This window comes from Leifsonia sp. NPDC056824, from assembly GCF_042789575.1.
Classification (GTDB): Bacteria; Actinomycetota; Actinomycetes; order Actinomycetales; family Microbacteriaceae; genus Leifsonia.
Genome location: NZ_JBHUAV010000002.1, coordinates 370,883 through 397,566 on the forward strand (window position 1 = coordinate 370,883; position 26,684 = coordinate 397,566).

General features: G+C 70.0%; 27 protein-coding genes, 1 tRNA gene and 1 pseudogene. 18 read left to right on the forward strand and 11 right to left on the reverse strand.

Annotation, left to right across the window (positions count from 1 at the left end):
- Positions 1-51: 51 nt before the first annotated feature.
- Entirely contained in the window at positions 52-894 is an 843-nt protein-coding gene (locus ACFRFH_RS11125) for a DUF1684 domain-containing protein (RefSeq protein WP_382463070.1), read from the forward strand.
- Positions 895-976: 82 nt separating this feature from the next.
- Here the strand turns inward: ACFRFH_RS11125 and ACFRFH_RS11130 are convergent, their stop codons facing one another.
- A complete protein-coding gene (locus tag ACFRFH_RS11130) occupies positions 977-1,543 on the reverse strand; it encodes a PadR family transcriptional regulator (RefSeq protein WP_382463071.1) in 567 nt (188 codons plus the stop codon).
- A 167-nt stretch (positions 1,544-1,710) separates the two neighbouring features.
- On the opposite strand from ACFRFH_RS11130, the gene ACFRFH_RS11135 reads away from it, so the two are divergent.
- Positions 1,711-2,214, forward strand: coding sequence for a DUF3145 domain-containing protein (locus tag ACFRFH_RS11135; RefSeq protein ID WP_382463072.1), 504 nt, complete (start codon positions 1,711-1,713; stop codon positions 2,212-2,214).
- A gap of 94 nt (positions 2,215-2,308) precedes the next feature.
- On the opposite strand, the gene ACFRFH_RS11140 is transcribed toward ACFRFH_RS11135, so the two are convergent.
- The 6 genes from ACFRFH_RS11140 to aceE form a co-directional block, all read right to left on the reverse strand.
- Positions 2,309-3,544 (reverse strand): beta-ketoacyl-[acyl-carrier-protein] synthase family protein, encoded by a 1,236-nt coding sequence (locus ACFRFH_RS11140; protein WP_382463073.1) that lies wholly within the window; start codon positions 3,542-3,544, stop codon positions 2,309-2,311.
- Between the two features lie 114 nt (positions 3,545-3,658).
- On the reverse strand, positions 3,659-3,910 hold the full coding sequence (locus ACFRFH_RS11145; protein WP_021765217.1) for an acyl carrier protein: 252 nt from the start codon (positions 3,908-3,910) through the stop codon (positions 3,659-3,661).
- A gap of 54 nt (positions 3,911-3,964) precedes the next feature.
- Positions 3,965-4,969 (reverse strand): beta-ketoacyl-ACP synthase III, encoded by a 1,005-nt coding sequence (locus ACFRFH_RS11150; protein WP_370053227.1) that lies wholly within the window; start codon positions 4,967-4,969, stop codon positions 3,965-3,967.
- Between the two features lie 14 nt (positions 4,970-4,983).
- Positions 4,984-5,904, reverse strand: coding sequence for an ACP S-malonyltransferase (locus tag ACFRFH_RS11155; protein ID WP_382463074.1), 921 nt, complete (start codon positions 5,902-5,904; stop codon positions 4,984-4,986).
- A 93-nt stretch (positions 5,905-5,997) separates the two neighbouring features.
- The gene (locus ACFRFH_RS11160; RefSeq protein ID WP_382463075.1) at positions 5,998-7,206 is read right to left on the reverse strand and encodes a PucR family transcriptional regulator; all 1,209 of its coding nucleotides are present in this window, start codon (positions 7,204-7,206) and stop codon (positions 5,998-6,000) included.
- An 8-nt stretch (positions 7,207-7,214) separates the two neighbouring features.
- Positions 7,215-9,941, reverse strand: a complete 2,727-nt coding sequence (gene aceE / locus ACFRFH_RS11165) for a pyruvate dehydrogenase (acetyl-transferring), homodimeric type (RefSeq protein WP_382463076.1) — start codon at positions 9,939-9,941, stop codon at positions 7,215-7,217.
- Positions 9,942-10,167: 226 nt separating this feature from the next.
- Here aceE and ACFRFH_RS11170 point away from each other — a divergent pair, with 226 nt between their 5' ends.
- The 6 genes from ACFRFH_RS11170 (at position 10,168) to ACFRFH_RS11195 (ending at position 14,105) form a co-directional block, all read left to right on the forward strand.
- The gene (locus ACFRFH_RS11170; RefSeq protein ID WP_382463077.1) at positions 10,168-10,638 is read left to right on the forward strand and encodes a peroxiredoxin; all 471 of its coding nucleotides are present in this window, start codon (positions 10,168-10,170) and stop codon (positions 10,636-10,638) included.
- A gap of 36 nt (positions 10,639-10,674) precedes the next feature.
- Positions 10,675-10,747: transfer RNA gene (locus ACFRFH_RS11175), tRNA-Val, on the forward strand.
- A 24-nt stretch (positions 10,748-10,771) separates the two neighbouring features.
- A complete protein-coding gene (locus ACFRFH_RS11180) occupies positions 10,772-11,521 on the forward strand; it encodes a 3-oxo-5-alpha-steroid 4-dehydrogenase (protein WP_382463078.1) in 750 nt (249 codons plus the stop codon).
- 55 nt (positions 11,522-11,576) lie between these two features.
- Positions 11,577-12,644 carry a hypothetical protein gene (locus ACFRFH_RS11185; RefSeq protein WP_382463079.1) on the forward strand — a complete coding sequence of 356 codons (1,068 nt, stop codon included), beginning with the start codon at positions 11,577-11,579 and terminating at the stop codon, positions 12,642-12,644.
- A gap of 104 nt (positions 12,645-12,748) precedes the next feature.
- On the forward strand, positions 12,749-13,171 hold the full coding sequence (locus tag ACFRFH_RS11190; RefSeq protein ID WP_382463080.1) for a VOC family protein: 423 nt from the start codon (positions 12,749-12,751) through the stop codon (positions 13,169-13,171).
- An 88-nt stretch (positions 13,172-13,259) separates the two neighbouring features.
- Positions 13,260-14,105: a class II glutamine amidotransferase gene (locus ACFRFH_RS11195; RefSeq protein ID WP_382463081.1), complete on the forward strand. Its 846-nt coding sequence runs from the start codon at positions 13,260-13,262 to the stop codon at positions 14,103-14,105.
- A gap of 60 nt (positions 14,106-14,165) precedes the next feature.
- On the opposite strand, the gene ACFRFH_RS11200 is transcribed toward ACFRFH_RS11195, so the two are convergent.
- A complete protein-coding gene (locus ACFRFH_RS11200) occupies positions 14,166-18,890 on the reverse strand; it encodes a beta strand repeat-containing protein (RefSeq protein ID WP_382463082.1) in 4,725 nt (1,574 codons plus the stop codon).
- A gap of 176 nt (positions 18,891-19,066) precedes the next feature.
- Here ACFRFH_RS11200 and ACFRFH_RS11205 point away from each other — a divergent pair, with 176 nt between their 5' ends.
- From ACFRFH_RS11205 to ACFRFH_RS11220, 4 genes and pseudogenes are all read left to right on the forward strand, one after another.
- The gene (locus ACFRFH_RS11205) at positions 19,067-19,402 is read left to right on the forward strand and encodes an ArsR/SmtB family transcription factor (RefSeq protein ID WP_382463083.1); all 336 of its coding nucleotides are present in this window, start codon (positions 19,067-19,069) and stop codon (positions 19,400-19,402) included.
- Positions 19,403-19,437: 35 nt separating this feature from the next.
- Entirely contained in the window at positions 19,438-19,935 is a 498-nt protein-coding gene (locus tag ACFRFH_RS11210; RefSeq protein WP_382463084.1) for an SRPBCC family protein, read from the forward strand.
- Positions 19,935-20,552, forward strand: a complete 618-nt coding sequence (locus ACFRFH_RS11215; protein ID WP_382463085.1) for a dihydrofolate reductase family protein — start codon at positions 19,935-19,937, stop codon at positions 20,550-20,552. The genes ACFRFH_RS11210 and ACFRFH_RS11215 overlap by 1 nt, the downstream gene beginning before the upstream one ends.
- Positions 20,552-20,854: pseudogene (locus tag ACFRFH_RS11220) on the forward strand (DUF1801 domain-containing protein); the annotation flags it as partial. The gene ACFRFH_RS11215 and the pseudogene ACFRFH_RS11220, both read left to right, overlap by 1 nt.
- A 129-nt stretch (positions 20,855-20,983) precedes the next feature.
- On the opposite strand, the gene ACFRFH_RS11225 reads toward ACFRFH_RS11220, so the two are convergent.
- Entirely contained in the window at positions 20,984-22,228 is a 1,245-nt protein-coding gene (locus ACFRFH_RS11225; protein WP_382463086.1) for a hypothetical protein, read from the reverse strand.
- A gap of 394 nt (positions 22,229-22,622) precedes the next feature.
- Between ACFRFH_RS11225 and ACFRFH_RS11230 the strand changes: the two genes are divergently transcribed.
- The 5 genes from ACFRFH_RS11230 to ACFRFH_RS11250 all read left to right on the forward strand — a co-directional run bounded on the left by ACFRFH_RS11230 (position 22,623) and on the right by ACFRFH_RS11250 (position 24,877).
- Entirely contained in the window at positions 22,623-23,066 is a 444-nt protein-coding gene (locus ACFRFH_RS11230; protein WP_382463087.1) for a DUF6325 family protein, read from the forward strand.
- Positions 23,063-23,320 carry an SHOCT domain-containing protein gene (locus tag ACFRFH_RS11235; protein WP_382463088.1) on the forward strand — a complete coding sequence of 86 codons (258 nt, stop codon included), beginning with the start codon at positions 23,063-23,065 and terminating at the stop codon, positions 23,318-23,320. Before ACFRFH_RS11230 ends, ACFRFH_RS11235 begins: the two co-directional genes overlap by 4 nt.
- An 85-nt stretch (positions 23,321-23,405) precedes the next feature.
- A complete protein-coding gene (locus ACFRFH_RS11240; protein WP_382463089.1) occupies positions 23,406-23,771 on the forward strand; it encodes an ArsR/SmtB family transcription factor in 366 nt (121 codons plus the stop codon).
- On the forward strand, positions 23,768-24,214 hold the full coding sequence (locus ACFRFH_RS11245) for an SRPBCC domain-containing protein (RefSeq protein WP_382463090.1): 447 nt from the start codon (positions 23,768-23,770) through the stop codon (positions 24,212-24,214). The genes ACFRFH_RS11240 and ACFRFH_RS11245 overlap by 4 nt, the downstream gene beginning before the upstream one ends.
- A 99-nt stretch (positions 24,215-24,313) precedes the next feature.
- The gene (locus ACFRFH_RS11250; RefSeq protein ID WP_382463091.1) at positions 24,314-24,877 is read left to right on the forward strand and encodes a dihydrofolate reductase family protein; all 564 of its coding nucleotides are present in this window, start codon (positions 24,314-24,316) and stop codon (positions 24,875-24,877) included.
- Between the two features lie 45 nt (positions 24,878-24,922).
- On the opposite strand, the gene ACFRFH_RS11255 is transcribed toward ACFRFH_RS11250, so the two are convergent.
- Complete coding sequence (locus tag ACFRFH_RS11255) at positions 24,923-25,201, reverse strand: hypothetical protein (protein WP_382463092.1); 279 nt, start codon at positions 25,199-25,201, stop codon at positions 24,923-24,925.
- Between the two features lie 217 nt (positions 25,202-25,418).
- Here ACFRFH_RS11255 and ACFRFH_RS11260 point away from each other — a divergent pair, with 217 nt between their 5' ends.
- Positions 25,419-26,165, forward strand: coding sequence for a HEAT repeat domain-containing protein (locus tag ACFRFH_RS11260; protein WP_382463093.1), 747 nt, complete (start codon positions 25,419-25,421; stop codon positions 26,163-26,165).
- A 38-nt stretch (positions 26,166-26,203) separates the two neighbouring features.
- Here the strand turns inward: ACFRFH_RS11260 and ACFRFH_RS11265 are convergent, their stop codons facing one another.
- Positions 26,204-26,614 carry a VOC family protein gene (locus ACFRFH_RS11265; RefSeq protein WP_382463094.1) on the reverse strand — a complete coding sequence of 137 codons (411 nt, stop codon included), beginning with the start codon at positions 26,612-26,614 and terminating at the stop codon, positions 26,204-26,206.
- Positions 26,615-26,684: the final 70 nt, after the last annotated feature.

Genomic DNA, 26,684 nt, shown 5'->3' on the forward strand with positions numbered 1-26,684 from the left:
GGGGAGTGTCGCGCTTGGTTGCACCCACCGACCTGACAGAGGATGGAGACCATGACCGACACCGCAGCCCTCGCCGACCCCGACGCCGTTCTCGCGCGCTACCGCTCCCGCCGCGAGCAGGCCGTCACGGCCCCGCAGGGCAACCTGGCGCTCGTGAACACCCAGTGGATCACCGGTGAGCCGGACTCCGAGCAGCCGGTCTGGGGCGTTCCCGGGCTCTGGTCGCCGCTGCCGGCAGGCCAGTCCGGCCTGAAGGTCACCGCGGTCGCCACGGACGACGTCTTCGTGGACGAGGTGCTGGTCGACGGCTCCGCGATCGTGCGCGGCAAGAACGACCCGAACCCGAGCGCCGTCCGCTTCAGCGACACCGTCTCCGGCTTCGTCATCGCCAACGAGCAGGGCGAGTACGCGCTGCGGGTCTGGGACGCGCAGTCGGAGGACATCCAGAACTTCGGCTCGATCGACGCCTTCCCGTTCAACCCCGAGTGGATCATCACGGCGACCTTCTCGCCGATCGAGGGCGGCAAGACGGTCGGCTTCGAGCACCTCAAGGACGACGGTGCGACCCGGGACATGGTCATCCCGGGCGAGATCACCTTCAGCAAGGACGGCGTCGACTACAACCTCGCCGCCTTCAAGGCGGGCCGCGCGCTGCAGCTCGTCTTCTCGGACACCACGAACGGCGACAGCACGTACTCGGTCGGCCGCTTCCTGTTCGTCGTCCCCAACGAGGACGGCACCGTGACGCTCGACTTCAACCTCGCCGTGCTGCCGCCGTGCGCGTTCAGTTACAACTTCAACTGCCCGCTGCCTCCCGCGCAGAACCGCTTCGCGGTCCCGATCGAGGCCGGCGAGAAGAACGTCCTCACCAAGGACGGCACCCTCCTCCACTGACCCCAGCGGTCGAAGGGCACGTAAACGCCCCTAAAACGCGGTTGTAGGGGCGTTTACGTGCCCTTCGGCGTGAGGGGAGTGCTCAGTCGAGGGCGGCGGCGGGCTTGCGGCCGCGGCGCGGGCGCTCGGGGCAGCGCGGCTGCACCAGCGCGCCGGGGTGCGCGGCGAGGGCCTTGGCGACCTCGTCCAGCCACTCGATCGCAGCACGAGCGCCGAGCTCGGCCGCGCGGTTGGCGGCGAGCACCGCCCGCGAGTCCGCGTCATGCGTCAGCTCCCGGATGCGCTCGGCGAACGCCGCGCGATAGTCCGCGACGACGACGGCCGCGTCCGCGCCGTCGAGGGACGCGGCGACCAGCACTTGGTCCTGCATCTCGTCCCAGTCCGGACGCACGTCCCGCGGGCCGGCGGTCAGCCACGTCCTGGCCTCCTCGGCTCCCGCGTCCGTGAGCCGGTAGAGCGGGAGGCCGTCGTCCGTCTCGCCCGCCGGCTCGACCAGGCCCTGCTCGGTCATCCGGTCGAGGGTGGAGTAGACCTGCCCGGCGTTGAGCGTGCGGCGGTTGGCCGCGCGCAGGAGGAACTCGTTCTGGAGCTGAGAGCCGTAGGCGGGGCCCTGGGTCAGCACCGCGAGGAAACCATACTGAACCGACATACCCGGTATGCTATTCCGCTCGCGTCGCTGTGGCACGCAGGAATCGCCGAATCACAATCTTGTAACTCGGGCGCGTTGTCCGGCATAATCGCGGTAGTCAACTTCATAGAAGTCATGGCACTCGTTCGCGGTCGTAGGGGAAGACGTACCGACGAAGGAGGAAAACCATGACGGCTCACGCAGCTCGAGGAGTGCTCTACGTGCACTCCTCTCCCGGCGCGCTCTGCCCTCACATCGAGTGGGCGGCAGGACGCGCTCTCGGTCGCGCCGTCAACTTCACCTGGGAGACGCAGCCGGTGCTCAAGGGCGCCCAGCGCACCGAGTTCTTCTGGGACGGCCCCCAGGGCACCGGAGCGCGCCTCGCGACCGCGCTCCGCGGCTGGGAGCACCTCCGCTACGAGGTGACGGAGGACGCCGGCCTCGGCACCGACGGCGGCCGCTGGATGCACACCCCCGATCTCGGCATCTTCTTCGTCCAGACCGACACCGCGGGCAACACCGTGGTGCCGGAGGACCGCATCCGCTACGCGATGGAGGTCGCCGGCTCCAACCCGCTCGAACTGCACCGCGAACTGCGGCTCGCGCTCGGCCAGGCGTGGGACGACGAGCTGGAGCCGTTCCGACGCGCCCACGACGACACCTCCGTGATCTGGTTGCACAAGGTCGGCTGATAGAACTCCCGCGACGGGCCAGGCTCAGCCGCCCTCCCGCGGTGACAGAAGAAGGCCCCGGTCACTCGACCGGGGCCTTCTTCAACGCCAGGGCTCAGACCGAGCGGATCGCGACGACGGCGTTGTGGCCGCCGAAGCCGAACGAGTTGCTGATCGCGAGCTGCGGGCCGTCGCCGAGGGGCTGCGGCTCGCCGGAGACCTTCAGCGGGATCGCCGGGTCCTGCTCCGTGATGTTGATCGTCGGCGGGGCGACGCGGTCGCGCAGCGCGAAGATCGTGAAGACGGCCTCCAGTGCGCCGGTGCCGCCGAGCAGGTGACCGGTCGACGCCTTCGTGGCCGACACCGGGATGTCGTGCACCCGCTCGCCGAACACCTCGCGGAGCGCGACGTACTCGGCCGGGTCGCCGACCGGGGTGCTGGTGGCGTGCGCGTTGATGTGGGTCACCTCGTCGGGGGAGGCGCCCGCCTTCTCCAGGGCGAGCCGCAGCGCGCGGATGGCCCCGCGGCCTTCCGGGTCGTTCGCGGTGATGTGATACGAGTCGGCGGTCACGCCGCCGCCGACGATCTCCGCGTAGATGTGGGCGCCGCGGGCGAGCGCGTGCTCCTCGGTCTCCAGCACCAGGCTGGCCGCACCCTCGCCCATGACGAAGCCGTCGCGGTCGACGCTGTACGGGCGGGAGGCCGTCGCCGGGTCGTCGTTGCGACGCGACAGCGCCTGCATCGACGCGAACGACGCGACCGTGATCGGGTGGATGGCCGACTCGGTGCCGCCGGCGATGACGACATCCGCGAGGCCGGCCTGCAGGTGCTCGTACGCGTTGACGAGCGACTCGGTGCTCGACGCGCAGGCGGAGGCGACGGTGCGGGCGAACGCACGGGCCTCGAAGTGCATGGACACCGCGGCGGAGGCGGCGTTGGGCATGAGCATCGGGACGGTCATCGGCAGGACGCGGCGGGGGCCGCGCTCGCGCAGGGTGTCCCACGCGTCGAGGAGGGTCCACACGCCGCCGATGCCGGTGGCGTAGTCGACGCCGAGGCGCTCGGGGGCGACCTCGGGGGAGCCGGCGTCGGCCCAGGCCTCCATCGCCGAGACCAGCGCGAACTGGCTGGACGGGTCGAGTCGCTTGGCGGTCGGCCGGTCGAGGATGGTGTCGGGCCGCACGAGCGCCTCAGCCGCGAAGGTGACGGGCAGCTCCAGCTCGGCCACCCAGTCGTGGGTGAGGCTGCGGGCGCCGGACTTCCCGGCCAGCAGGCCGGCCCAGCTCTCGGGGGCGGTGCCACCGAGCGGGGAGGATGCGCCCACGCCGGTGACGACGATCTTCTTGGTCATAACGGCAACTCCGTCTGGTAGGGACAACGGTGCAACGCGCAGCGCGCTGCCACCCGCGCGGGCGGAACCTCGGGGGAGGCCCGCCCGCGCGTAGGAAGTTTCTTCGTGCGGTGCTTAGGCGTCCTGCGCCTTGACGATGAACTCGACAGCGTCACCGACGGTCTTCAGGTTCTTGACCTCTTCGTCCGGGATCTTCACATCGAACTTGTCCTCGGCGTTGACCACGATGGTCATCATCGAGATCGAGTCGATGTCGAGGTCGTCGGTGAACGACTTGTCCAGCTCAACCGTGTCGGTCGCGATGCCGGTCTCGTCGTTGATGAGCTCGGCCAGGCCGGCAAGAACTTCTTCGGTGGACAATGCCATTGTTTTCTCCTTGAGGGGGTGTCGTTTTGACCGTTGATCAGTCTAGGGCAGGCCCTAGGGGAGCACGACGACCTGCGCGCCGAATACCAGACCGGCACCGAAGCCGATCTGGAGCGCGAGGCCGCCGGACAGTTCGGGGTGCTCCTGCAGGAGCCGGTGCGTGGCGAGCGGGATCGAGGCGGCCGACGTGTTGCCCGTCGTCTCGATGTCGCGGGCGATCGCGACCGTCTCCGGCAGCTTGAGCTGCTTGGCGAACTCGTCGACGATGCGCATGTTCGCCTGATGCGGGATGAAGGCCGCGAGCTGGTCCGGCGTGACGCCGGCGGCGTCGAGCGCCTGCTTGGCGACTTTCGCCATCTCCCAGACCGCCCAGCGGAAGACGGTCTGGCCGTCCTGGCGCAGGGTCGGCCACGGGGTCTCGCCGTCGCGGAACGCGGTGAGCGTGCCGTCCATCCCGACCGCGCCGGCCTTGGAGCCGTCGGAGCCCCACACCGTCTTGGCGATGCCGGGGTACTCGCTCGGGCCGATGACGACGGCGCCGGCGCCGTCGCCGAGCAGGAACGAGATGGTCCGGTCGGTCGGGTCGACCACGTCGGAGAGCTTCTCGGCGCCGACGACGAGCGCGTAGTGCGCCTGGCCGGTGCGGATGAGCGCGTCAGCCTGGGCGACGGCGTAGGCGTAGCCGGCGCAGGCCGCGTTCATGTCGTAGGCGGCGGCCGGGTTGGCGCCGACGCGGTCGGCGAGCACGGCGGCCACAGAGGGCGTCTGCTGCGGGTTCGAGATCGTCGCGACGATGACCGCGTCGATCAGCTTCGGGTCGACGCCGGACTTCTCGATCGCCTCCTTCGACGCCTCGGTGGCGAGGTCGACGGCGAACACATCGTGGCTGGCGCGGGTGCGGGTGATGATGCCGGTGCGCTGCCGGATCCACTCGTCGGACGAGTCGATCGGCCCGACCAGGTCGTCGTTCGGCACCACCAGGTCGCCGCGGGCGGCGCCGATGGAGAGGATGCGGGTGTACTGCGGCCCGTGGGACTGCTGCAGGGTGGGGTGGGTCATGATCTGCGGTCCTCCTAGGCGGCCTGGTCGATGAGGTCGAACGCGGCGGGCAGGTCGTCGGGGGTCTTCACCGCGACCGCGGGGACACCCTTCAGCCCGCGCTTGGCGAGCCCGACGAGCGCGCCGGCGGGGGCGACCTCGATGATGCCGGTCACGCCGGCCTCCTGGAACGCCGCCATGTCGAGGTCCCAGCGCACCGGCGAGGAGACCTGGCCGACGAGCAGGCGCAGGAACGCGGCGCCGTCGGTGACCTCGGAGCCGTCCTTGTTCGTCCAGAGCCGCAGCGTCGGGTCGTTCGTGGCGAGGGTCGCGGCGAACTGCTCGAGCGCGGGGACCGCCGGGGCCATGTAGCGCGTGTGGAACGCGCCGGCGACCTGCAGCGGGATGACCCGGGCGCGCGCGGGCGGCTCCTCGGCGAGCTTCGCCAGCGCGTCGAGATCGCCCGCGACGACGATCTGGCCGCCGCCGTTGTAGTTGGCGGGGGAGAGGCCGAGCGCGTCGAGCTTCGCGAGCAGCTCGTCCTCGTCGGCGCCGATCACGGCGCTCATGCCCGTGCGCACCTCCGCGGCGGCGCGGGCCATCGCGGCGCCGCGCTCCCGGACGAACGCGACCGCGTCGGTCTCGGACAGCACGCCGGAGCCGGCCGCGGCCGTGAGCTCGCCGACCGAGTGACCGGCGATGCCGCCGACCTTCTCGCGGCGGCCGTCGGCGAGGAGCGCCGAGAGCGTGAGCAGACCGGCGGACACGATCAGCGGCTGGGCCACCGCGGTGTCGCGGATGGTGTCGGCGTCGCTCACGGTGCCGTGCGCGACGAGGTCGATGCCGACCGCGTCGGAGATGCCGGTGAGCTGGTCACGGAACGACGGTTCGGTGAGCCACGGGTCGAGGAAGCCGGGGGTCTGGGAGCCCTGCCCCGGGCACACGATGACGATCACGGGTTCAAGTCTGCCAATCTTCCGCCGAGCGGATGTGTCGGATGTGGATGAACTATGCGCCGAAGCTTTGTGGTTGTCTACAAAGAGGGGATATCAGTGCCGCCGTGGCGCGTCCGGCTCGTTGATCGAGCCCACGATCAGCGCCGCCTGGAGGATGAGCGCCTCCCTGGCCCCGGTGGCGTCCCAGCCGATCACCTCGGAGACGCGCTTGAGCCGGTAGCGCACCGTGTTGGGGTGCACGAACAGCTCGCGCGCGGTGGCCTCCAGCGACCTCCCGTTGTCCAGGTAGCACCACAGCGTGGTGAGGAGCTCCGTGGAGTAGGCCTGCAACGGCCGGTAGATCCGGCTGATCAGCGTGGCGCGCGCGAGCCCGTCGCCCGCGAGCGCCCGCTCGGGGAGCAGGTCGTCGGCGTGCACGGGCCGCGGGCAGTTGCGCCACGCCTTGGCGACGGCGAAGCCGGCCAGCGCGGCCTTGGCGCTCTTGGAGGCGTCCACCAGGCTCGTGACCTCGTGGCCGAGCACCAGGTGACCCGGCCCGAAGCCCGGCTCGAGCTGCTGCGCGATCTCCAGGAAGCTGACCGAAGGCGCGGCCCCGATGGCGTCCTCGTTCGGCGTGTCGGCCGGGAGCGCACGGCCGATGACGAGCACCAGCCGGCTGCCCTGCACGCCGATCAGCACGTCGGCGGACATGTGCCGGGCCGTACGGCGCAGCTGGTCCACGTCGAGCATCTTGGGGGCGGTTCCCACCAGGACGCTGACCTCGCCGTGGCCGTGCCAGCCGAGCGCGGCGATCCGGCTGGGCAGCTCGTCGTCGTACTCGCCGGTGAGGATGCTGTCGACCACCAGGGCCTCCAGGCGCGCGTCCCAGAGGCCGCGGGCCTCGGCGGCGCGGGCGTAGACATCGGCCGCGGCGAACGCGATCTCGCGCGAGTACAGGAGGATGGCCTCCTTGAGCGACTCGTTGCCGCCGCTCTTCACGCGCTCCTCGACCACCTCAACGGTGATCTTGATGAGCTGGAGGGTCTGCTGCAGGCTGACGCTCCGGAGCAGCTCGCGTGGAGCCGCCCCGAAGACGTCGGCCGCGATCCACGGCGTCGACCGCGGGTCGTCGAACCACGAGATGAACGACGAGATGCCCGCCTGGGCGACCAGCCCGACCGCGCTGCGGCGGCCGGGGGGCATGTCCCGGTACCAGGGGAGCGTGTCCTCCAGCCGCTTCAGCGTCGTCGTCGCGAGCTCGCCCGAGATCTTGCGCAGCCACGCAAGCGTCTCGGCTTTCGTCCTCTCGTGTGCGGTCGCCACGGGCGTCGTTACGCCTCGCCGCCCGCTGTGCCGGTGGTGCCGGCGTTGACGTCGTGCAGCAGGTACTTCTCGATCGCCCAGGCCGGGGCGTTCGGGTCCACCTTGCCCTGGGCCGCGAGCAGCTCCAGAGTGCGGACCACGAGCGACGGGCCGTCGATCTTGAAGAACCGGCGCGCGGCGGCGCGGGTGTCGGAGAAGCCGAAGTCGTCGGCGCCGAGCGTGGCGTACTCACCCGGCACGAACTGACGGATCTGGTCCGGCACCGCGTGCATGTAATCGGTGACCGCGACAAACGGGCCCTCTGCGCCCTGCAGCTTGCGGGTGACGTACGGCACCTGCTTGTCCTGCTGCGGGTAGAGGAAGTTGTGCTCCTCCGCCGCCAGGCCGTCGCGGCGCAGTTCGCTCCACGAGGTGACGCTCCACACGTCGGCCGACACGCCCCAGTCCTGCGCGAGCAGGTGCTGGGCCTCCAGCGCCCACGGCACCGAGACGCCCGACGCGAGCAGCTGCGCCTTCGGGCCGCCGGTCTCGCCGACGCGGAGCTTGTGAATGCCGCGGACGATGCCGTCCACATCCACGCCCTCCGGCTCGGCCGGCTGCACGATCGGCTCGTTGTAGACCGTCAGGTAGTACATGACGTTCGGGTTCGGGTGCGACTCGCCGTACATCCGCTCCAGGCCGGCGCGGACGATGTGCCCGATCTCGTAGCCGTAGGCGGGGTCGTAGGCGACGACCGCCGGGTTCGTGGAGGCGAGCAGCAGCGAGTGGCCGTCGGCGTGCTGCAGGCCCTCGCCGGTCAGGGTGGTGCGTCCGGCGGTGGCGCCGATCATGAAGCCGCGCGCCATCTGGTCGCCCGCCGCCCACATGGCGTCGCCGGTGCGCTGGAAGCCGAACATCGAGTAGAAGACGTAGACCGGGATGAGCGGCTCGCCCTGCGTCGAGTACGACGTGCCCACGTTGGTGAACGCCGCCAGGGCGCCCGCCTCGTTGATGCCGACGTGGATGATCTGGCCCTGCGGGCTCTCCTTGTAGGCCAGGAGCAGCTCGCGGTCGACCGAGGTGTAGTGCTGGCCGTTCGGGTTGTAGATCTTCGCGTTCGGGAAGAACGCGTCCATGCCGAACGTGCGCGCCTCGTCCGGGATGATCGGGACGATGCGGTGGCCGAAGTCCTTCGCCCGCAGCAGGTCCTTCAGCAGGCGGACGAACGCCATCGTGGTGGCGATCTCCTGCGTGCCGGAGCCCTTCTTGGCGATGGCGTAGGCCGAGTCGTCCGGGAGGTTCAGCTGCGTGTACTTGACCCGGCGCTCCGGGACGTACCCGCCGAGGGCTGCGCGGCGCTCGTGCAGGTACTGGATCGCCTCGTCGTCCGGCCCCGGGTTGTAGTACGGCGGCAGGTACGGGTTCTCCTCGAGCTGCGCGTCCGACACCGGGATGCGCATGGCGTCGCGGAACGTCTTGAGGTTGTCCAGCGTCATCTTCTTCATCTGGTGGGTCGCGTTGCGGCCCTCGAAGGACGGACCGAGGCCGTAGCCCTTGATGGTCTTGGCGATGATGACGGTGGGCTGGCCCTTGTGCTCGACGGCCGCCTTGAAGGCCGCGTAGACCTTGCGGTAGTCGTGGCCGCCGCGCTTGAGGCCCCAGACCTCGTCGTCGGTGTAGTCCTTGACGAGCTCCAGCGTGCGCGGGTCGCGGCCGAAGAAGTTCTCGCGCACGTAGGCGCCGTTCTCGGTCTTGTAGGTCTGGTAGTCGCCGTCCGGCGTCTGGTTCATCAGGTTGACCAGGGCGCCGTCGGTGTCGCGGGCGAGCAGGTCGTCCCACTCGCGGCCCCAGATCACCTTGATGACGTTCCAGCCGGCGCCGCGGAAGTAGCTCTCCAGCTCCTGGATGATCTTGCCGTTGCCGCGGACAGGGCCGTCGAGGCGCTGCAGGTTCGCGTTGATGACGAAGGTCAGGTTGTCGAGCTTCTCGTTCGCCGCCACCTGGAGCTGGCCGCGCGACTCCACCTCGTCCATCTCGCCGTCGCCGAGGAACGCCCAGACGTGCTGGTCGGAGGCGTCCTTGATGCCGCGGTTGGTGAGGTACTTGTTGAGCTGCGCCTGGTAGATCGCGTTGATCGGGCCGAGACCCATCGACACGGTCGGGAACTGCCAGAACTCGGGCATGAGCCGCGGGTGCGGGTACGACGAGAGGCCGCCGCCCGCGTGCGACTTCTCCTGGCGGAAGCCGTCGAGCTGGTCGGCGCTCAGGCGGCCCTCGAGGAAGGCGCGGGCGTAGGTGCCGGGGGAGGCGTGGCCCTGGACGAAGATCTGGTCGCCGCCGCCTGGGTGGTCCTGCCCGCGGAAGAAGTGGTTGAAGCCGACTTCGTACAGGGCGGCGCTCGACGCGTAGGTCGAGATGTGGCCGCCGACAGCGATGCCGGGACGCTGCGCGCGGTGCACCAGGATGGCCGCGTTCCAGCGGATCCAGGCGCGGTAGCGGCGCTCGATCTCCTCGTCGCCGGGGAAGTCCGGCTCGTTGTCGGGGGAGATGGTGTTGATGTAGTCCGTGGTCGGCACCATCGGCACGCCGAGGTGGAGTTCCTTCGAGCGCTTCAGCAGGCTGAGCATGATCTCGCGAGCGCGCTCATGGCCGTGTGCCGCAACCAGTGCGTCGAGGGACTCGCGCCATTCGGCGGTCTCCTCGGGGTCCGAGTCGATGTTATTCATCGAGTACGGGTCCTGGTCGTTTACAGTCACCCTCGACCTCTTTCTTGTGTCGGATGGATCGTGGAAGGAGCGCATCCGCTTGTCGGGTCACGACAAATCTGCGGGCACCATCGTTCAGCCTAGCCGCAACTCGGGACCACCGGTGACCGCTCGGAGGGAGGGCACGGGTTGGCGCTCCCCGCGTCCGGGTCTATGCTGTGTCCTCGTGCGCCGGCCGGGTGGAATCGTCCCCGGAGCGCGTGAAAGGACACGTCTCATGGCTCTGGAGAACGACACCCAGGCTCCCGACTTCGAACTGCTCGACCAGCACGGCCGATCCGTCCGGCTCAGCGACTTCCGCGGCTCCAAGGCCGTCGCCCTGGTCTTCTTCCCGCTCGCGTTCTCGGGCACCTGCACGGGTGAGCTGTGCGCACTGCGCGACAACCTTGCGATGTTCCAGGACCACCGGGTGGAGCTGCTGGCGATCTCCGTGGACTCCAAGTACACGCTGCGCGCCTGGGCCGAGCAGGAGGGCTACGACTTCAGCCTGCTGGCCGACTTCTGGCCGCACGGGGACATCGCCAAGGAGTACGGCGTCTTCCTGCCGGAGAAGGGCTTCGCCAACCGCGCGACCTTCCTGATCGACGAGGCGGGCATCATCCGGGCGTCGTTCATCACGGCGCCGGGGGAGGCCCGCTCGATCGAGGCGTACAAAGCTGCGCTGGAGCTGCTGCCGGCGCATGTGTGAGCGCGGGGGCCTCGCCAGCTAGGCTGGGAGGCGTCAGGGCCTTTAGCTCAGCTGGTAGAGCGCCACGTTTACACCGTGGATGTCGTCGGTTCGATCCCGGCAGGGCCCACTCCCACTCACTAGACTCCCGCACATGCCGGCCCCCTATCGCTGGTTCGTCATTGCCGAGCTGATCCTCGCCGCCGTCACCTTCGTCGCCCTGCTTTTCGTCGTCGCGCCCTACGGCGGCCGCCACGGTCGCCCCGGCTGGGGACCGACCGTCCCCGCGCGCATCGGCTGTAGCGTGATGGAGGCCCCCGCGAGCCTCGCCTTCCTGGCCTTCTATCTCCTCGGCTCGCACCGCGCCGACCTCGTCCCGCTGCTCTTCCTGCTGCTGTGGCAGGCGCACTACGTCCAGCGCGCCTTCGTCTACCCGCTGCTCATGCGCTCCGGCTCCCGGATGCCGGTGCTCGTGATGCTGCTGGCCATCCTGTTCAACCTGCTCAACGCGTGGGTGAACGCGCGCTGGATCAGCGAGTACGGCGACTATCCGGTCTCCTGGCTGCGCGATCCGCGGTTCTGGATCGGGGTCGCGCTGTTCGCGGCGGGCTACGCGCTCAACGTCGGCTCCGACCGCATCCTGCGGCGGCTGCGGCGCACTGGAACCGGGTACCGCATCCCGTACGGCGGCGGCTTCCGGTTCGTGTCCAGCCCGAACTACCTCGGCGAGATGGTGGAGTGGACCGGCTGGGCCGTCGCCACCTGGTCCGTCGCGGGGCTCGCGTTCGCGCTCTACACCGTCGCCAACCTCGCGCCGCGGGCGATGGCGAACCACCGCTGGTACCGCGAGACCTTCCCCGACTACCCGTCCGACCGCCGCGCCCTGCTCCCGTTCATGCTCTGACACACCCCGCTGTCGGAGGCCCGCCGTACCGTTGGCGTGTGAAGGACGGGGTGACGTGACCGAGAACGTCGCGCAGTGGTGGGCGCGCCGGCAGTGGTCCAAGGGCCTCCCGGTGCCGTACGCCGTCGGCACGTATCGCGCCGACTGGCAGCAGTACCCGACCGTGGTGCGCCAGTTCCATCCCGAGCTGAACGCCGGGATCGTGCTCAGCCAGATCCCGCCCGCCGCCGACGTCTACGTGCAGTGGGAGTGCGACGCCGGCCACCGCTTCATCGCCACACCCGAGGAGCAGCGCTCCCGTCCCGGCGGCACCCGGCGGCGCTCGGCCTGGTGCCCGTGGTGCAGCGAGGAGGCCGTCCCGCGCCGTATCCGCACGCCGGAACCCGACGCCGGGCTGCACGTCTGCGGCCACGCGCGCGACCTGCGCCGCATCGAGAACGACCCGGGCGACGACCGCTGCTACCTCTGCCGCAGGCTCGACCGCACATCGATGACCCGGGAGGAGCTGATCGCGCTGGCGGCGCCAGGCTCCCGCGTCGCCCTCTCGCACGAGAACGGCACCGCCACGCGCTACTCCTGGCAGTGCGCGAACGGGCATCCCACGTATTCCGCCACGGTCGAGCGCATCCTCGGCGGCCGCCGCTGCCCGGTCTGCCGGAACGCCCGCCGCGGAGCGGACCGGGTGCCGGTCGGGGAGGCCTTCCTCAGCGAGCTGGCTCCGCGCCCAGCGTCTGCCGCCGAGCCCGAGCTGAAGCGCCGCCTGGCCGCCCGGCTCGCGGTCGACCTGAGCCTCAACGCGGTCCGGGTCGCCCGGCCGTTCTACAACCAGCTCGAGGTGTGGCCCGACATCGTCGTCCCCGAGCTGCGCGTCGCCATCGAGTACGACACCATCGGCCGGCACGGCCTGGAGCACGTCGGCCCCCGGGAGGCCTCCGACCGCCGCAAGGACCGCCTGCTGCGCGCCGCCGGCTGGGAGGTCGTCCGCGTGCGCTGCTCGCCGCTCGCGCCGCTCGGCCCGCACGACGTCGTCGCGTCCGGGGTGACGGACGCGGTGGTCGAGCGTGTCCTCGCGGCGTTGGGCGCGATCCGCGGCGAGCTGTTCGTCGCCGCGTACCTCGCCTGACGTGGCGCGCGCGCCCGCGTCCGCGGCCTTCCCGCCCGGGTGGCCCACTGACTAGCCTGAAGCCTGAGCCGCGCACCGTGCGCGCGCACGAAGGGAGCCCCACGATGCCGTCGATCCTGAACCCGTACCTCAACTTCCGCACGCAGGCCCGCGATGCGATGGACTTCTACCAGTCCGTCTTCGGCGGCTCCCTCCAGCAGAGCACCTTCGCCGAGTTCGGGATGAGCCAGGACCCGGACGACGCGAACCTGATCATGCACTCGCAGCTCACCACCGACGCGGGCTTCACGATCATGGCGGCCGACGTCCCCGCCCACATGGACCTCAAGGAGGGCTCGCAGATCTCGGTGTCGCTGAGCGGCGACGACGAGGCCCAGCTCTCCGGCTACTACGACAAGCTGGTCGACGGCGGCACGGTCGTCGAGCCGCTCTCCAAGGCGCCGTGGGGAGACAGCTTCGGGATGCTGGTCGACCGGTTCGGCGTGCAGTGGCTGGTCAACATCGCGGGGGCGGCGCCGACCGCCTGAGAGTCGCTTGACCGCCATTCCCGGGGGAGGGCCCGCGGCGTTATGGTGCTCCCGGATCGAGCCGGTCGATCCGGGAGGGGAAGACGTCATGTGCCGTTGGCTCGCGTACTCCGGGGAGGCGCTGAAACCCGCCGTCCTCATCCTGGACGCGCAACACTCGCTGGTCGCGCAATCGCTGAACTCGCCGCTCGGCGCCGAGACGGTGAACGGCGACGGCTTCGGCTTCGGGTGGTACCCGGAAGGCTCGAAGGCGGGCAGCACGCCCGCGCTGTTCCACTCCACCGAGCCTGCCTGGAACGACGAGAACCTGCGCGAGCTCACCAACTCGATCGCCAGCCCGCTGTTCTTCGGGCATGTGCGCGCGGCGGCCGGGCCGCCCATCCAGCAGACGAACTGCCACCCGTTCCGCTACGAGAACTGGCTGTTCATGCACAACGGCTTCCTCGGCGGCTTCGCGAAGATGAAGCGCGACCTGACGTTCTCGGTCGACCCGTCGCTGTACCCGCTCATCCACGGCACCACGGACTCCGAGGTCATGTTCTACCTGGCCCTCACGCTCGGCCTCCAGGAGGACCCGATCGGCGCGATGACGAAGACCGTCGAGCGGATCGAGGAGGTCGGCGAGGCGAACGGCGTCCAGTTCCCGATGCAGGGGACGATCGCGATCTCCGACGGCGGAACGCTGTGGGCGTTCCGGCACTCCACCTCGGGCCGCAGCCGGACCCTGTACCACTCGGTTGCCATCCCGGAGCTGCGTGAGATGTACCCGGACGCCGCTCGCCTGGAGGTGTTCGGCGACAAGGCGAAGGTCGTGGTGTCCGAGCCGCTCAACGACATCCCCGGCGCGTTCGTCGAAGTGGGGGAGTCCACGGTGGCCATCCTCACGGACGACGGCTACCACCACGAGCCGTTCATGGCCCGCGCCGACGCCTGAGGACGAGCACGACGAAAGACGGGGACGACCTGAGTCGTCCCCGCCTTCGTCACCCCCCGGTCAGGCCCGGCGTCGCCGCAGGACGCGGAATCCGAACGCGCCTCCACCGAGCGCCAGGAGGATCGCACCGACCCAGACCAGCGTCTCCACGTCCAGCCCCGTCGAGGCGAGACCGCCCACCGCGGCCCGAGCCGTCGACGGAGGGGACGTGACCCGTCCCGAGCCGGTGGTGCCGTCCGCGACCGCCGTGTTGGTCACGGTTCCCGCCCGCCGATCGGCGTCGGTGAGTGTGTACGTCGCCGTGCAGACGATCGACGCGCCGGGAGCAAGCGAGGCCGCCCCGTCCGGGCAGTCGACGCCGGGGAAGCCGCCGGTGCCGGTGAAGTCGCCCTCCGCGATGGCCACGCCGGTGACCGTCACGTTCCCGGTGTTGGTCACCGTGAAGCGGTAGTCGATCGTCGAGGCGTTCACCGTGGCGCTCTTCACCAGGTCGAGCGCGGGCGCGCTGTCGTGCGGCAGCGTGACCGTGGACGGCTCGCTCTCCACCGGCTCGCCGCCGGCTGGCGGGACGCCGCTCGCCGTGGCCGTATTGCTGATGCCTCCGGCGTCCGCGTCCGCCTGCGTGACGGTGTAGGTCGCCGTGCAGGTCAGCTGCGCGGCCGGCGCCAAGGAGATCGGCGCCAGTGAGGTCGGCTCACCGGAGCAGTCCGGCACCGGAGCGGGGCCGCTGCCGGTGAAGCCCGAGTCGGCCACCTGGATGTCGTCGAGCGTCACGTTGCCGGTGTTGGTCACCACGAAGCTGTACGTGATCACCGCCCCCGTCGTGAACGACGCCGCGTCGCTCGGCGTGCCCGACTTGACGATCGCCAGCGCCGGCTCGGCCGGCGCGTCGACGGTGCTGCCGGCCGGACCGAAGGTCATCGGCACATCGGGAGCCGACGGGATCGTGCCCTGCACGGTCGCCGTGTTGTCGACCGTCCCCGCATCCACGTCCGCCTGGGTCGCGAGGTAGGTCGCCGTGCAGGTCACGGTGTCGCCGGGCGCCAGGACCATCGGCGACGCCGGGCACTGGACGGCCGGCGCGACACCGGTTCCGGTGAAGGTCCCTTCGATCACCTCGACCGAGGACATCGTCACGTTGCCGGTGTTCGTCACCACGAAGCTGTAGGTCACGGTCTGACCGGCTTTGGTGATGATGGCCGGGTCGGCCGTCTTCGTGATGGTCATGTCCGGCGATGCGATCGCACTGAAGGTCGTGGACGACGGCGTGGAGTCCACCGCCGCACCCCCGCCGATCGGGTCGCCGCTCGCGGTCGCCGTGTTGGTCACCGTGCCCGCGTCGACATCGGCCTGGGTCGGCGTGTACACCGCCGTGCAGGTGACGGTCGCGCCCGGCGCGAGGGAGGCCGCGCCGGCCGGGCAGCTCGGCGCCGGCGTCGCGCCGCTGCCGGTGAACTCGCCCTCGGCCACCGAGACGCCGGTGAGCGTCACGTTGCCCGTGTTCGTCACCAGGTAGGAGTAGGTGACCGGCTGTCCTGCCGCGGTGATCGCGGTGGGGTCGACCGTCTTCTCCATCGTCAGCGCCGGCGCCGGGTCGGCGATGATGTCGACCTCCGACGGGGGAGCGGTGATGGTGGCCCCGCCCGGTGTCTGGAGCGTCGCCACGGCCCGGTTGGTGATGCCGCCCTTGTCGATGTCGGCCTGGGTCGCGACGTAGTCGGCCGTGCAGGTCACCGACTCACCGGGCGCCAGGGAGGTGACCCCGGCCGGGCACACCGGGCTCAGCACGGCGAACCCGCTGAACGTGGCCTCCACGACCTGCGGGGTCTGCAGCGTCACGTTCCCGGTGTTGGTTACCACGAACTCGTAGGTGATCGTCTGGCCCGCGGCCGTCACGCTCCGCTCGGTGGCGGTCTTCTGCAGCGTCACGGCAGGGTCCGCCAGGATCGGCACCACGGTCTGCGCGTCGCCCGACGTGACGGCGGCGCCGCTTCCCGTCGTGCCCGTCGCGGTGGCGGTGTTGTCGATGCCGCCGGCGTTCGCGTCGGCCTGCGTCACGGTGTAGGTCGCCGTGCAAGTCACGGTCGCGCCCGGCGCGAGGGAGGCCGCTCCCGCCGGGCAGTTCGGCGACGGCGCCGTGCCGGAGCCGGAGAACGCCCCCTCCCTGATCCCGATGCCGTTGACCGTCGTGTCTCCGGTGTTGGTCACCGCGAACGAGTAGGTGATCGTGTCGCCAGCGGCCCTCGCCTGCAGCGGGTTCGCGGTCTTCACCAGGGTGAGCGCCGGGTTCTCGGCGACCGAGACGGTCGCCGTCGACGGCGGGCTCGTCACTGGGCCGCCCGCCGACGCCGGCGGGGTGCCGGTCGCGGTGGCGGTGTTGACGAGCTGCGAGCCGTCGGCGTCCGTCTGGGTCAGCGTGTAGCTGGCGGTGCAGACGACCCGTGCGCCGGGGACCATCGTGGCGGCCTCCGCGGGGCAGGTCACGACGGGGGTCGCGCCGCTGCCGGAGAACGCCGTCTCGTCGACCGTGACGCCCTTGAGAGTCACGTTCCCGCTGTTGGTGACGGCGAACTGGTAGCTCACGACGTCACCCTGCGCCGCGACGGTCGCAGGAGTCGCCGTCTTCTCGACCGTGATGGCCGGCGCCGGGTTGCCCGGGGCGCTGATCGTGGCCGGCGTCGAGGTCACGGCCGGACCGGTCGGCGGGGTGCCGTGCGAGGTCGCCGTGTTCGTCACGTCGCCCTGGTCGATGTCGGACTGGGTCAACGTGTAGGTCGCCGTGCAGGTCACCTGACCGCCCGGCGGGATCGGAGCGCTGGCCGGGCAGACCGGGTTCACCGCGCCTCCGGTGCCGGTGAAGCCCTGCTCGTCGATGCCGACGTTCGTCAGCGTCACGTTGCCGGTGTTGGTGGCGACGAAGGAGTAGGTCAGCACTTGCCCGACGACGAACGACGCGGCGTCGTCCGGCGACGCCGACTTCTCGACAGTGATCGCGGGCGCGGCGGCCGAGGTCACCGTCGCCGACGAGTCGGGGGAGTCGACCGTGCCGCTCTCCGGGTCGGACGCCGTCGCGTGCGCGGTGTTGGTCACCGAGCCGCGGTCGACGTCCGCCTGGGTCAGGGTGTAGGTCGCGGTGCAGACCGTCGAGGTGCCGGGGGGGAGCGACGTCACCGGGCAGACCGGCGCCGGGGCGCTTCCGCTGCCGGAGAAGGAGCTCTCCAGGATGGCGAGGGCGTGCACATCCACGTTTCCGGTGTTCGTGACGCTGTAGTCGTAGGTCACCGCGCTCCCGGCCGTCGCCGCGGTCACGGGGGTGACGGTCTTGGTCATCGTCAGCGCGGCGTTCGCGGCCTCGAGTGTCGTCGTGGTCGCGGAGCTGTTGGAGCGGATCACGGTCGTGCCGCCGAGCGGGTTGGCCTGCGCCGTCGCGGTGTTCGTGAACGCGCCGGAGGCGACATCCGCGGCCGTGATGGTGTAGGGCGAGTTCGCCGTGCAGCGGGTGGAGGCGCCGGGCGCGAGGGTGGTCGTCGGGCAGGTGACCGCTCCCACCGCGGGGTCGGTGACCTTGAGGTTCTCGACGGTCATCTGGCCGGTGTTCGTCACCGCGAAGGAGTACGGGATGGTGTCGCCCGCGTCGCGGACGCCGTTCCCGTTGACGTCGTTCACGGCTCCGGCCTCCTTCTGGAGGAGGATGTTGCCGGCGAGCGCCGTGTTGGTGATGCTGCAGTTGACCAGGTCGCCGATCGCGAGCGCGACCGTGGCGGAGGGGCCGACGGCGCCCGACGGCAGACCGGGATCGGCCGAGCCGTTCCTGGTGCACGACCACGACTGCGCATACGCGCCGATCGGCGTCGTGCCGGTCGCGGTCTCCGCGAGCGTGAACGGGGAGGTGGTGGCGGCGCCGATGGTCTCGACCTCGCCGGTGGTGGCGGTGGTCGCCGTCCCGGTGTTGGCGCTTGCCAACTGGATGCCGCCGGGGGCGCTCACGCTGAGCCCGAAGGAGTCGGACGGGCTGACCCGGCTGGCGACCGTCTTGGACAGGACGACCTTCGACAGCAGGATGCCGAACGCGACGCCCTGTCGCCGGGTTGAGTTCAAGTCGATCGTGGCGCCGGTGGGAGCGTTGGCCGCCACCATCGCCGTGCCGGTCCTCCAGACGCTCTGGCTGCTGGAGCACGTCACCGTGTTCGTGCCGACCCCGGTGAACCCTGCGTCGCACGCGGTGCCGAGCGGCGCGATCTGCCGCAACGGCTGATCGGACGCGAACGCCAAGGATTCGTCCTGGTCGGTGGACTCGGCGTCCGCCATGACGATCGAGAACGCGTTGACGGGGTTCCCGTTGGCATCCTTGACGGCGATGCTGCTCATCAGCACGGACGAGTGCCCGCCCGTGGCGCCCGCCTGGTAGAGCGCGGGCAGGCCCGCAACGCCCCGGTACCCGCCGTCGGTGCGGCCGAGATAGGCGGCCGTGTACGTCGGGAACGCGGCGGGGACCACGGCGCGGCCGGTCGCGAAGGCCGTGTATTCGAGCGTGTAGCCGCCGGGAAGCGCGACCTTCATCTGCTGGCCGCCGGGGCTGGCGGCCGCTGCCTGGTCGTACCCGCTCTGGTCGAGCCAGCACAGCGTGCGCGCGTACGTCCCCGTGCCGGCATCGGCGTACGAGCACTGCTGGTCGGTCGGCGCTGCCGACGCAACCTGCGAGAAGACAATGACGCCGGCCACTGCCATCAGCACGCTCACGAGCGCGGCCAGCGCTTTCGAGCGCCTCCGTGTGAAGAATTTCATCGATGCCTCCCCGGCGGTGAAATAACCGTCGAAAGCTACCGACGTCACCCGGCGGATCGAGCCGCATGGAGCCGTTTTTCCGCGGCACCGAGCGCATTCTTCCGTTCAGCGGAAAGCAGGTTTAACGACGATCTTCACCCTGCGCATCTGAACCCATATGGGTATATGATCGGTCCATGGCACGGGCAGCGACGACGTCGGACGTCTTCAACGCGATCGCCGAGCCGCGCCGCCGGGACATCCTGATGCTGCTGCGCTCCGGCGAGCGGCCGGTGAACGAGGTGGCCGCGGCGCTCGGGATGCCACAGCCCGGCGCGTCCAAGCACCTGCGGGTGCTCAAGGAGGTCGGGCTCGTCCAGGACCGCCGGGCGGGCAAGCACCGGGTCTACGGCCTCGACGCGGGCGGCCTGCGCACGGTCCACGAGTGGACCGGCGGTTTCGAGCGGTTCTGGAACGAGAGTTTCGACCGGCTCGACGCGTACATGCAGGAGCTGACAGCCCAGAGAGACTGAAAGCACAGCGACACGAGAGAGCAGGGGAGTAGCCGGTGCGGGAACCCGAAGCAGTGGAGTCGTCGACCGCCGATCGCGAGATCGTGGTCACCCGTGTGATCGACGCGCCGCCCGAGCTGGTGTTCGAGGCGTTCACGTCGGTCACGCACCTGTCGCGGTGGTGGGGCCCGGAGGGCTTCAGCACGACCACGCGGTCGTTCGACTTCCGCGTCGGCGGGGAATGGGTGTTCACGATGCGGGGGCCGGACGGCGCCGTCCATCCCGAGTGGATCACCTGGACGGCCATCGTCCCGCCCGAGCGGATCGAGATGCTCCACGGCGAGCGCCGCGACGATCCCGACACCTTCGAGTCCGCACTGACCTTCACACCGGAGGGCGCCGCCACGCGTATCGAGCTGCGCACGGCGTTCCCGACGACGGAGCTGCGCGACCAGGCGCTCGAGCGGTCGCACGCCGCCGAAGGCGGACGGCAGACGCTGGCCAAGCTGGCCGGCTACGTCGAGACCACGATGAAGGAAGAGAAGGAGGACTGATGGCAGGGAAGGTGTTCTTCAGCGTCTCGATGTCGCTGGACGGGTTCATGGCGCCGGACTCCCCGGACGAGTTGATGGGGAAGCAGTGGATGGAGCTGCAGCACTGGGTGTTCCCGACCCGCTTCTTCCGCGGGAATCTGGGGCTCGGCCCCGGCGGCGAGGAGGGCCTGGACGACGACATCGCGCGCAGCACCTTCGAGCGCACCGGTGCCAGCGTGATGGGGAAGCGCATGTTCGAGGCCGGTGAGCATTCCTGGCCGGAGGACGCCCCATTCCACAGCGATGTGTTCGTGGTGACCCACGAGCGCCGCGACCCGTGGGTGCGCGCCGGCGGGACCACCTTCCACTTCGTGGACGACCTCCGGGTCGGGCTCGATCGCGCGCGCGCGTCCGCGGGGGAGCGCGACGTCCGGATCGCCGGGGGCGGAGCGATCATCGTGGAGTACCTCAACGCGGGCCTGGTGGACGAGTTCTCGATCGCCCTCTCGCCCGTGCTGTTCGGGAAGGGCATCCGACTGTTCGAGTCCGTGGACGACTCCCGGATCAAGCTGGAGCAGACCGCCTCGGAGGCGTCGCCGCGCGCGACGCACCTGACCTACACCGTGAGCGAGCGCTGATGACCGGCCGCGCGAGCCCAGCGAAGGCGGCGGTCGGCGACAAGCCGGTGTTCGCCTACATCGCGAGCCTCCCCGACGCCCAGCGCGTGATCGCCGAGGCCGTCGACGCCCTGGCGGCGCGGACACTGCCCGGCCTCACCCGTTCGATCAAGTGGGGGATGTCGTACTACGGCGTCGGCGACGGCTGGTGCTTCTGCTGTGGCGCCTTCGACGACATCGTGAAGCTCATGTTCGTGAACGGGACGACTCTCGATCCCGTGCCGCCGGTGACGCCCGTGGCGATGGGCAAGGCCACTCGCGGGGTGGAGCTGGCGACGCTCGCGGACCTGGACGAGGCGCAGGTCGCGGACTGGATGCGGCAGATCGCCTCCCGGCCGGGGGGGGGGGGGGGGGGGGGGGGGGGCGCCCCCCCCCCCCCCCCCCCGCCGCCGCTACGCTCCGGTTGCCGGCAGCTTCCAGAAGACGGACCCGATCTGGTGTCCCGGGTCGGACTGGGGGTCCCAGGCGACCCCGCCGGGTGCGGCCCCGACGCCCGGCTTCGAGTTGTTCGACTGCGGCCAGCACACGAGGCGCCAGTAGCCCGGCTTGTCGAGCTCGAAGGCGGTGCCGAGCTGGTCGGGCGACCCGAGCAGCACGCCCTTCACGCTCGTGTCTGCGGAGTGGGTCCGGATCGCGACGCGCTTCGGCGTGGGCGTGACCGACGCGGGGGTGCCGTCCTCGTGCACGAATTGGTAGTAGACCTCGGTGGTCTCGTCGTTGCCTGCGGCCGCGGGACGTCCGGACGAGAGCGCGTCGACGTGGAAGTGGTTGCCGTTGAGCGTGCCCGACGAGTTCGCCGACACCACGTTGCCCCACGCCGCCTGCGACGACAAAGTCTTGTCGTAGCCGGGAAGCGCCGCCGTGGTCTTGTCCCAGGCGTTGATCGCCACCGGCCGCCCGTCGGCGCCGCGGCGCTGGACCAGGATCGGGAACGTGACTTGCGTCTGGGTGCCGTTCGGCCAGGTCGTCTGCATCGGCCACGCGTAGGTGCCGGTCGGCGTGGCGTCCTTCACATGCGCGTCGCCGCGGCAGCTCAGGAACAGTCGCTCGTTCCCGTTTCCGAGATCCTGCACATGGACGATGGCATAGTTCTGATCGATGTACTTCCGGATGTCGCCGGCCACTGGTTTCAGCATGGTGCCGATCGCCGAGGCGGGCAGGCCGGGTTCGAAGCGGTACTTCAGCTGCGCCGGGCGCGCGCCCCTCGGCACGATGACCGCGTAGTCGGCCCGGTACTCGTCCGGCCCCCTCGCGATGATGTCCATCGCACCGAGCACGGTCAGTTCGTAGACGCCGGCCAATACCGTGATGGCTGCCCAGGCGCCGGTGCCGGCACTCGTGGCGGCGATGCCGGTGGGGTAGCCGGGCGCCGGTGTGCCGACCATGACGTCCGGGATGAGGTAGACGCCCGGGCCTCGGCCGATGACGCGGGCCGGCGATGTCGTTCCGTCGGACCAGGCGAGACCGGGGGACAGCGTGACGGTCACGTCCGCACCCGGGTTGTCGAACGCGGAGACCGCGGCGCCCGTGAGGGAGCTACCCGTACTCGCGGAGGCGGGGACCCCGGTGATGTGGATCACCGCGGTGCTGCTGGTGGCGTGCGCGGGCGATGCGACCGCGAGTGAGATCGCGGGCACCGACCAGGCGGCCGCCTTGGCTAGGGAGCGACGGGAGGGTGCGTTACCCCCCCCCCCCCCCCCCCGGAGCGGGGACGAGGCTCGCGCGGCGGTCGTTGCGGACGTCGGAGGGACGACGGGCAGGTGCGTTCACTGAAACTCCCTTGTATCACGCGTGATCATGCTTACCCGCCAGACCGTACCAGATAACTGCACTGCTAACCTAGAGACATATTAATTGTTCGTTACCGAAAGCCCCTCGGGTGAGCGCGTTGCGGGCGATACGGGGGCAGAGGATGGGCGTCCCGGTGATCTTCTGGCGCCGTGACCCTGCGATCGGGCTCGCAGCAGGGGAGAACACGCGACCCGCCGCTAGCGTGACGCTCGCCGTGCCCTCGCAACAGAAAGGAACGACATGGCCAACGACGCTTTCGCCGGACCCGTGGACTACCTCGTGTTCGCCTTCCCCACCGAAGCCTCCGTCAGCGCGGGCCTCGCCGCCGTGCTGCGCCGGGTGGATGAGGGGATCATCGAGGTCCTCGACCTCGAGCTCATCCGTGTGGACGACACCGGCGCGCCCGTCCGGCAGCCGGCCGACCAGCTCCCGGGCCTCGACGGCTTCGCGGGCGCCTACTCCGGCATCCTCGACGCGGAGGACGTCCAGCGGGTCGCCGACGCGCTGGAGCCCGGCGCCTTCGCCGTCGCGCTCGTCTACGAGGACCGCTCCCTTGCTCCCGCGGCGGACTCCTGGATCAAGGCTGGCGGTACCGAGCTGTTCGCCGGGGGAGTCGACATCATCGACCTCGCCGACGCCCTCGATGCGACCGACGCTCTCGATCTGGAAGGAACGGACCGATGAGCCTTCTGCGCACCGCCGCGCGCGCCTCCGTCGCGACGCGTGTCATCGGAAGCACCCACCGACGCCAGCAGCAGCGCTGGGCCGCCCAGGACGCGGCGGCCGGGCAGCAGCATCCCGCCGCCGTCGAGACGCCGGCCCGAGCCGCTGCGCCGTCGCCGCTCGACCAGCTCGCTCAGCTCGGGGAGCTCCGCGCCGCCGGGGTGCTCACCGAGGCGGAGTTCGAGGCGCAGAAGGCCCGGATCCTGAACGCGTAGCGCATCCCGGCGGGGGAGCACCCCGCGTGCTACCGTTGGCGTTGTATGGAACCATTCGGTTCAGTACGTCGATGGGGAGGTGGCCATGACCACGGCGATCGATGATCCGCTGAGCCGGACGTTCGCGGCCCTGGCGGACCCGACGCGGCGGGCGATCCTCGCGCGGCTCGCGGAGGGCTCGGCGAACGTCGGCGACCTCGCGGCGCCGTTCGAGATGAGCTTCGCCGCGGTCTCCAAGCACCTCCGGGTGCTGGAGGGCGCCGGCCTCGTCACCCGCGGCCGTGAGGCCCAGTACCGTCCAGCCATGCTGGACGCCCGCCCGCTGCTCGCCGCCTCGGCGTGGATCGAGGACTACCAGCGCTTCTGGGAGGCCGGCTTCGACGCGCTCGACGACCTCCTCGCCGCCACGCACGCCGCCGAACAGGCCGACGAGCAGAAGGACGCCGAGTGACCGGGATCACCGAGGACGGGATCGAGATCGACCGGGAGTTCGCGGCGCCGCCGGCCGCCGTGTTCGCCGCCTGGACGACGCCCGAGTCGTTCGCCCGCTGGTTCGGCGGCCGCGAGGTGCAGGTCCCGCTCGACGGGCTCGACTACCGCGCGGAGGTGGGCAGAGCCTGGTCGGCGATGATGGTTCTGCCGGACGGCGCCACCATCGACTGGGCGGGGGAGTTCGTGGAGGTCGACCCGCCGTCGCGCCTGGTGATGACGCTCACCGACCGTCCCGCTGCCGCCGAGCGCGCCGTCCTGACGGTCGAGCTGACGCCGTCCGCTGTGGGGACGCGCCTGCGCATGACCCAGCAGACGCCCGGATTCTCGGACGAGCAACGGCAGGGGACGATCGCCGGCTGGATGACGTTCCTCGACGTCCTCGGGGAGCTCGCGGAAGGCTGATCGACTCACTTTCTCGGTATTGAACTATCCGGTTCAGAACTGCTAGGTTGAATACAGCAGCCATCCTGCTGTCCACCTGTACCGAGAGGACTGATACTCATGCGCGACCTCATCATCTCCGCTTTCGTCTCCGCCGACGGCGTCGCCGAGGCTCCGGGAGGTGACGCGAGCTATCGCAACGCCGGCTGGACCTTCAACGGCGTCGAGTTCGACCCCGCCGCCTACGAGCTGAAGGGCCGCGAGCAGGGGGAGGCGACCGCCGTCCTGCTCGGCCGGAAGAGCTACGAGCTCTTCGCCCCGGTCTGGCCGTCGATGGAGGAGTTCGCCGGCTACAACGCGATGCCGCGCTACGTCGTCTCCACGACACTCGAGCGCGACGACGACCGCTGGCCCGCCACCATCCTGCGTACGCTCGACGACGTGTCCGCGCTGAAGGCGAGCGAGGGCGGCCCCATCATCGTCCACGGCAGCACGGCGCTCGGACACGCCCTGGCCGACGCGGGACTCGTCGACCGTTATCACCTGCTCGTCTTCCCGGTCCTCCTGGGCGAGGGCGAGCGGTTGTTCAGCGGCTCGGAGCACGGCATCGAGAAGCTGACCGTGGTGGAGGGGGAGACGTACGGGAACGGGGTGCAGAAGGTCGTGTACGAGGTGGTGCGGTAGCGGGGGAGGGGAACCCCGCGATGCGGAGTTCCCGTTGGCTTCACGTCACCTCTGATGGACGGACTGCTGGTAGCACGCGACGTCGTACTGCGACCGGGCGGAGTAGTGCTGCCCTCCGACGCCGCCGTTGGCGCTGTTGATGCCGGGCTCGTTGAACGGGGAGCCCGGGCTGTTCGCGGCATGCCCGGGAGTGAAGGGCTCCACGGACTGGCACGACTGGCTGGGCGGCCCGGGAGGGCCCGGAGGGTTGTTCGCGAGGGCCGGTGCGGCGGCCGTCAGGGTGAACAGGACGGCCAGCCCAACGGCCGCGGCGATTCTCTTCATTTCAGGCTCCTTCGTCTCGACGGAACCGCTGAGGTCCGGAGCGGTCCGTATACGACAAGGGTGTGCTTGCGGGGGCCGTTGGAGAGTGTCGGATTCGCCGGAAGGATCGTCGGCGGTAGCTTGGTCATCGACTTCCGCCATGAACAACACTTCCTCAGAGCCCCACCAAATTCGTCGACAGGAGCCCACAGATGACGACGGATCGTGAGCTGATGGGATGGTGACCTTCGATGAGGTCTTCGCTCTGGCCGTTGAGATAGGGGAGTCGTCGGACTTTCTGCCCCAGGCGGGGGATGATCTGGAGGCGATCTACGCACGTCTCGTGAACAAGCGGGAGTGGATCCAGGCCTACCAGTCCGCGGCGGCGCCGCTCTTCAGTGCGTTGAGCGCGGAGGGAATCCGAATCCGTCGCATGGCCGATATTCGGTTCCTGGATATCCCAGAAGCGATCCCGGTACTGATCCGCTGGCTCCCGCGCGTCACGCAGGAGGATCTCAAGAGAGACATCATCAGCACCCTTGGGGATCGACGCTATTTTCCGCAGTCGAAGCAAGCGTTGATCGACGAGTTCTACCGGATCGACCCCAAGGACGACCCCGGAGACAACTCAGTGCGGTTTCTCATTTCGAACGTGCTGGCGCGAAATGCCAAGGCCGCCGATATCGAGTTGATGATGACTCTGGCCGAAGACCCCCGTAACGGCAGTGCACGGACGTCCCCGATTCAGGCGTTGGGACGATACAAGGCAAAACGTGCTCTGACGGTGCCGTTACTGATGGTTTTGCTGGATGACGACAGAGACTACGTCTGGGCGTACGCCGCGGTCGCTTTGGGGCTTCTGCGCGTTTCGGAGGCAAGGGACAAGATCGCCGAGCGTCTCAAGGCGGAGGATCATCCGGATTGGATCATCGATCTGAAGAAGGCGCTGAAGCGTATCGATGAGGCGGCCTCAAAGGAAGTCTGATGGATATGCCGTGGGAGCGCCCGATGTATTCGTACGGCTCAGCCCCGGTACTCGGAGAGTTCGATCAGGTGCCCGTCCGGATCGCGGAAGAAGCAGCGGACCTCCGGGCCGTTCTCGATCGGCGGGGTCAGGAAGGTGGCGCCGCGCGCGCGGAGCAGCTCGTAGGCCGCAGGGCAGTCCGCCACGCGGAACGTCATCGCATGGCTGACCCGGTCCGGGTCATCCGGCGAGGAGAACGTCACGTCCGGCTTGTCGGGCGTCGGGCCACCGCCGGTCACCAGCAACAGCCAGGTGCCGGCCAGCCGTGCGACGACGCTCGTGCCGCCGTACTCACGGACGATCTCAGCGCCGACGACGTCGCGGTAGAAATCACGGGAGACGTCGGCGTCGTTGACGACCAGGATGTGCGTGAGTTCGGCGTCACCGGGGAAGTCGTCTGTGGCTGCCATGTTGGAAGAGTACACGGGCGAAAGATCTTCGAGCTGACATAATGTGCATTATCAGCGATAAACCGATGGG

Bases quoted from the DNA above. Each gene is read 5' to 3' on its own strand.
- ACFRFH_RS11125 (WP_382463070.1), top strand. From the start codon at position 52: ATGACCGACACCGCAGCCCTCGCCGACCCCGACGCCGTTCTCGCGCGC.
- ACFRFH_RS11130 (WP_382463071.1), bottom strand. From the start codon at position 1,543: ATGTCGGTTCAGTATGGTTTCCTCGCGGTGCTGACCCAGGGCCCCGCC.
- ACFRFH_RS11135 (WP_382463072.1), top strand. From the start codon at position 1,711: ATGACGGCTCACGCAGCTCGAGGAGTGCTCTACGTGCACTCCTCTCCC.
- ACFRFH_RS11140 (WP_382463073.1), bottom strand. From the start codon at position 3,544: ATGACCAAGAAGATCGTCGTCACCGGCGTGGGCGCATCCTCCCCGCTC.
- ACFRFH_RS11145 (WP_021765217.1), bottom strand. From the start codon at position 3,910: ATGGCATTGTCCACCGAAGAAGTTCTTGCCGGCCTGGCCGAGCTCATC.
- ACFRFH_RS11150 (WP_370053227.1), bottom strand. From the start codon at position 4,969: ATGACCCACCCCACCCTGCAGCAGTCCCACGGGCCGCAGTACACCCGC.
- ACFRFH_RS11170 (WP_382463077.1), top strand. From the start codon at position 10,168: ATGGCTCTGGAGAACGACACCCAGGCTCCCGACTTCGAACTGCTCGAC.
- ACFRFH_RS11180 (WP_382463078.1), top strand. From the start codon at position 10,772: ATGCCGGCCCCCTATCGCTGGTTCGTCATTGCCGAGCTGATCCTCGCC.
- ACFRFH_RS11190 (WP_382463080.1), top strand. From the start codon at position 12,749: ATGCCGTCGATCCTGAACCCGTACCTCAACTTCCGCACGCAGGCCCGC.
- ACFRFH_RS11195 (WP_382463081.1), top strand. From the start codon at position 13,260: ATGTGCCGTTGGCTCGCGTACTCCGGGGAGGCGCTGAAACCCGCCGTC.
- ACFRFH_RS11200 (WP_382463082.1), bottom strand. From the start codon at position 18,890: ATGAAATTCTTCACACGGAGGCGCTCGAAAGCGCTGGCCGCGCTCGTG.
- ACFRFH_RS11205 (WP_382463083.1), top strand. From the start codon at position 19,067: ATGGCACGGGCAGCGACGACGTCGGACGTCTTCAACGCGATCGCCGAG.
- ACFRFH_RS11215 (WP_382463085.1), top strand. From the start codon at position 19,935: ATGGCAGGGAAGGTGTTCTTCAGCGTCTCGATGTCGCTGGACGGGTTC.
- ACFRFH_RS11230 (WP_382463087.1), top strand. From the start codon at position 22,623: ATGGCCAACGACGCTTTCGCCGGACCCGTGGACTACCTCGTGTTCGCC.
- ACFRFH_RS11235 (WP_382463088.1), top strand. From the start codon at position 23,063: ATGAGCCTTCTGCGCACCGCCGCGCGCGCCTCCGTCGCGACGCGTGTC.
- ACFRFH_RS11240 (WP_382463089.1), top strand. From the start codon at position 23,406: ATGACCACGGCGATCGATGATCCGCTGAGCCGGACGTTCGCGGCCCTG.
- ACFRFH_RS11250 (WP_382463091.1), top strand. From the start codon at position 24,314: ATGCGCGACCTCATCATCTCCGCTTTCGTCTCCGCCGACGGCGTCGCC.
- ACFRFH_RS11255 (WP_382463092.1), bottom strand. From the start codon at position 25,201: ATGAAGAGAATCGCCGCGGCCGTTGGGCTGGCCGTCCTGTTCACCCTG.
- ACFRFH_RS11260 (WP_382463093.1), top strand. From the start codon at position 25,419: ATGGTGACCTTCGATGAGGTCTTCGCTCTGGCCGTTGAGATAGGGGAG.
- ACFRFH_RS11265 (WP_382463094.1), bottom strand. From the start codon at position 26,614: ATGGCAGCCACAGACGACTTCCCCGGTGACGCCGAACTCACGCACATC.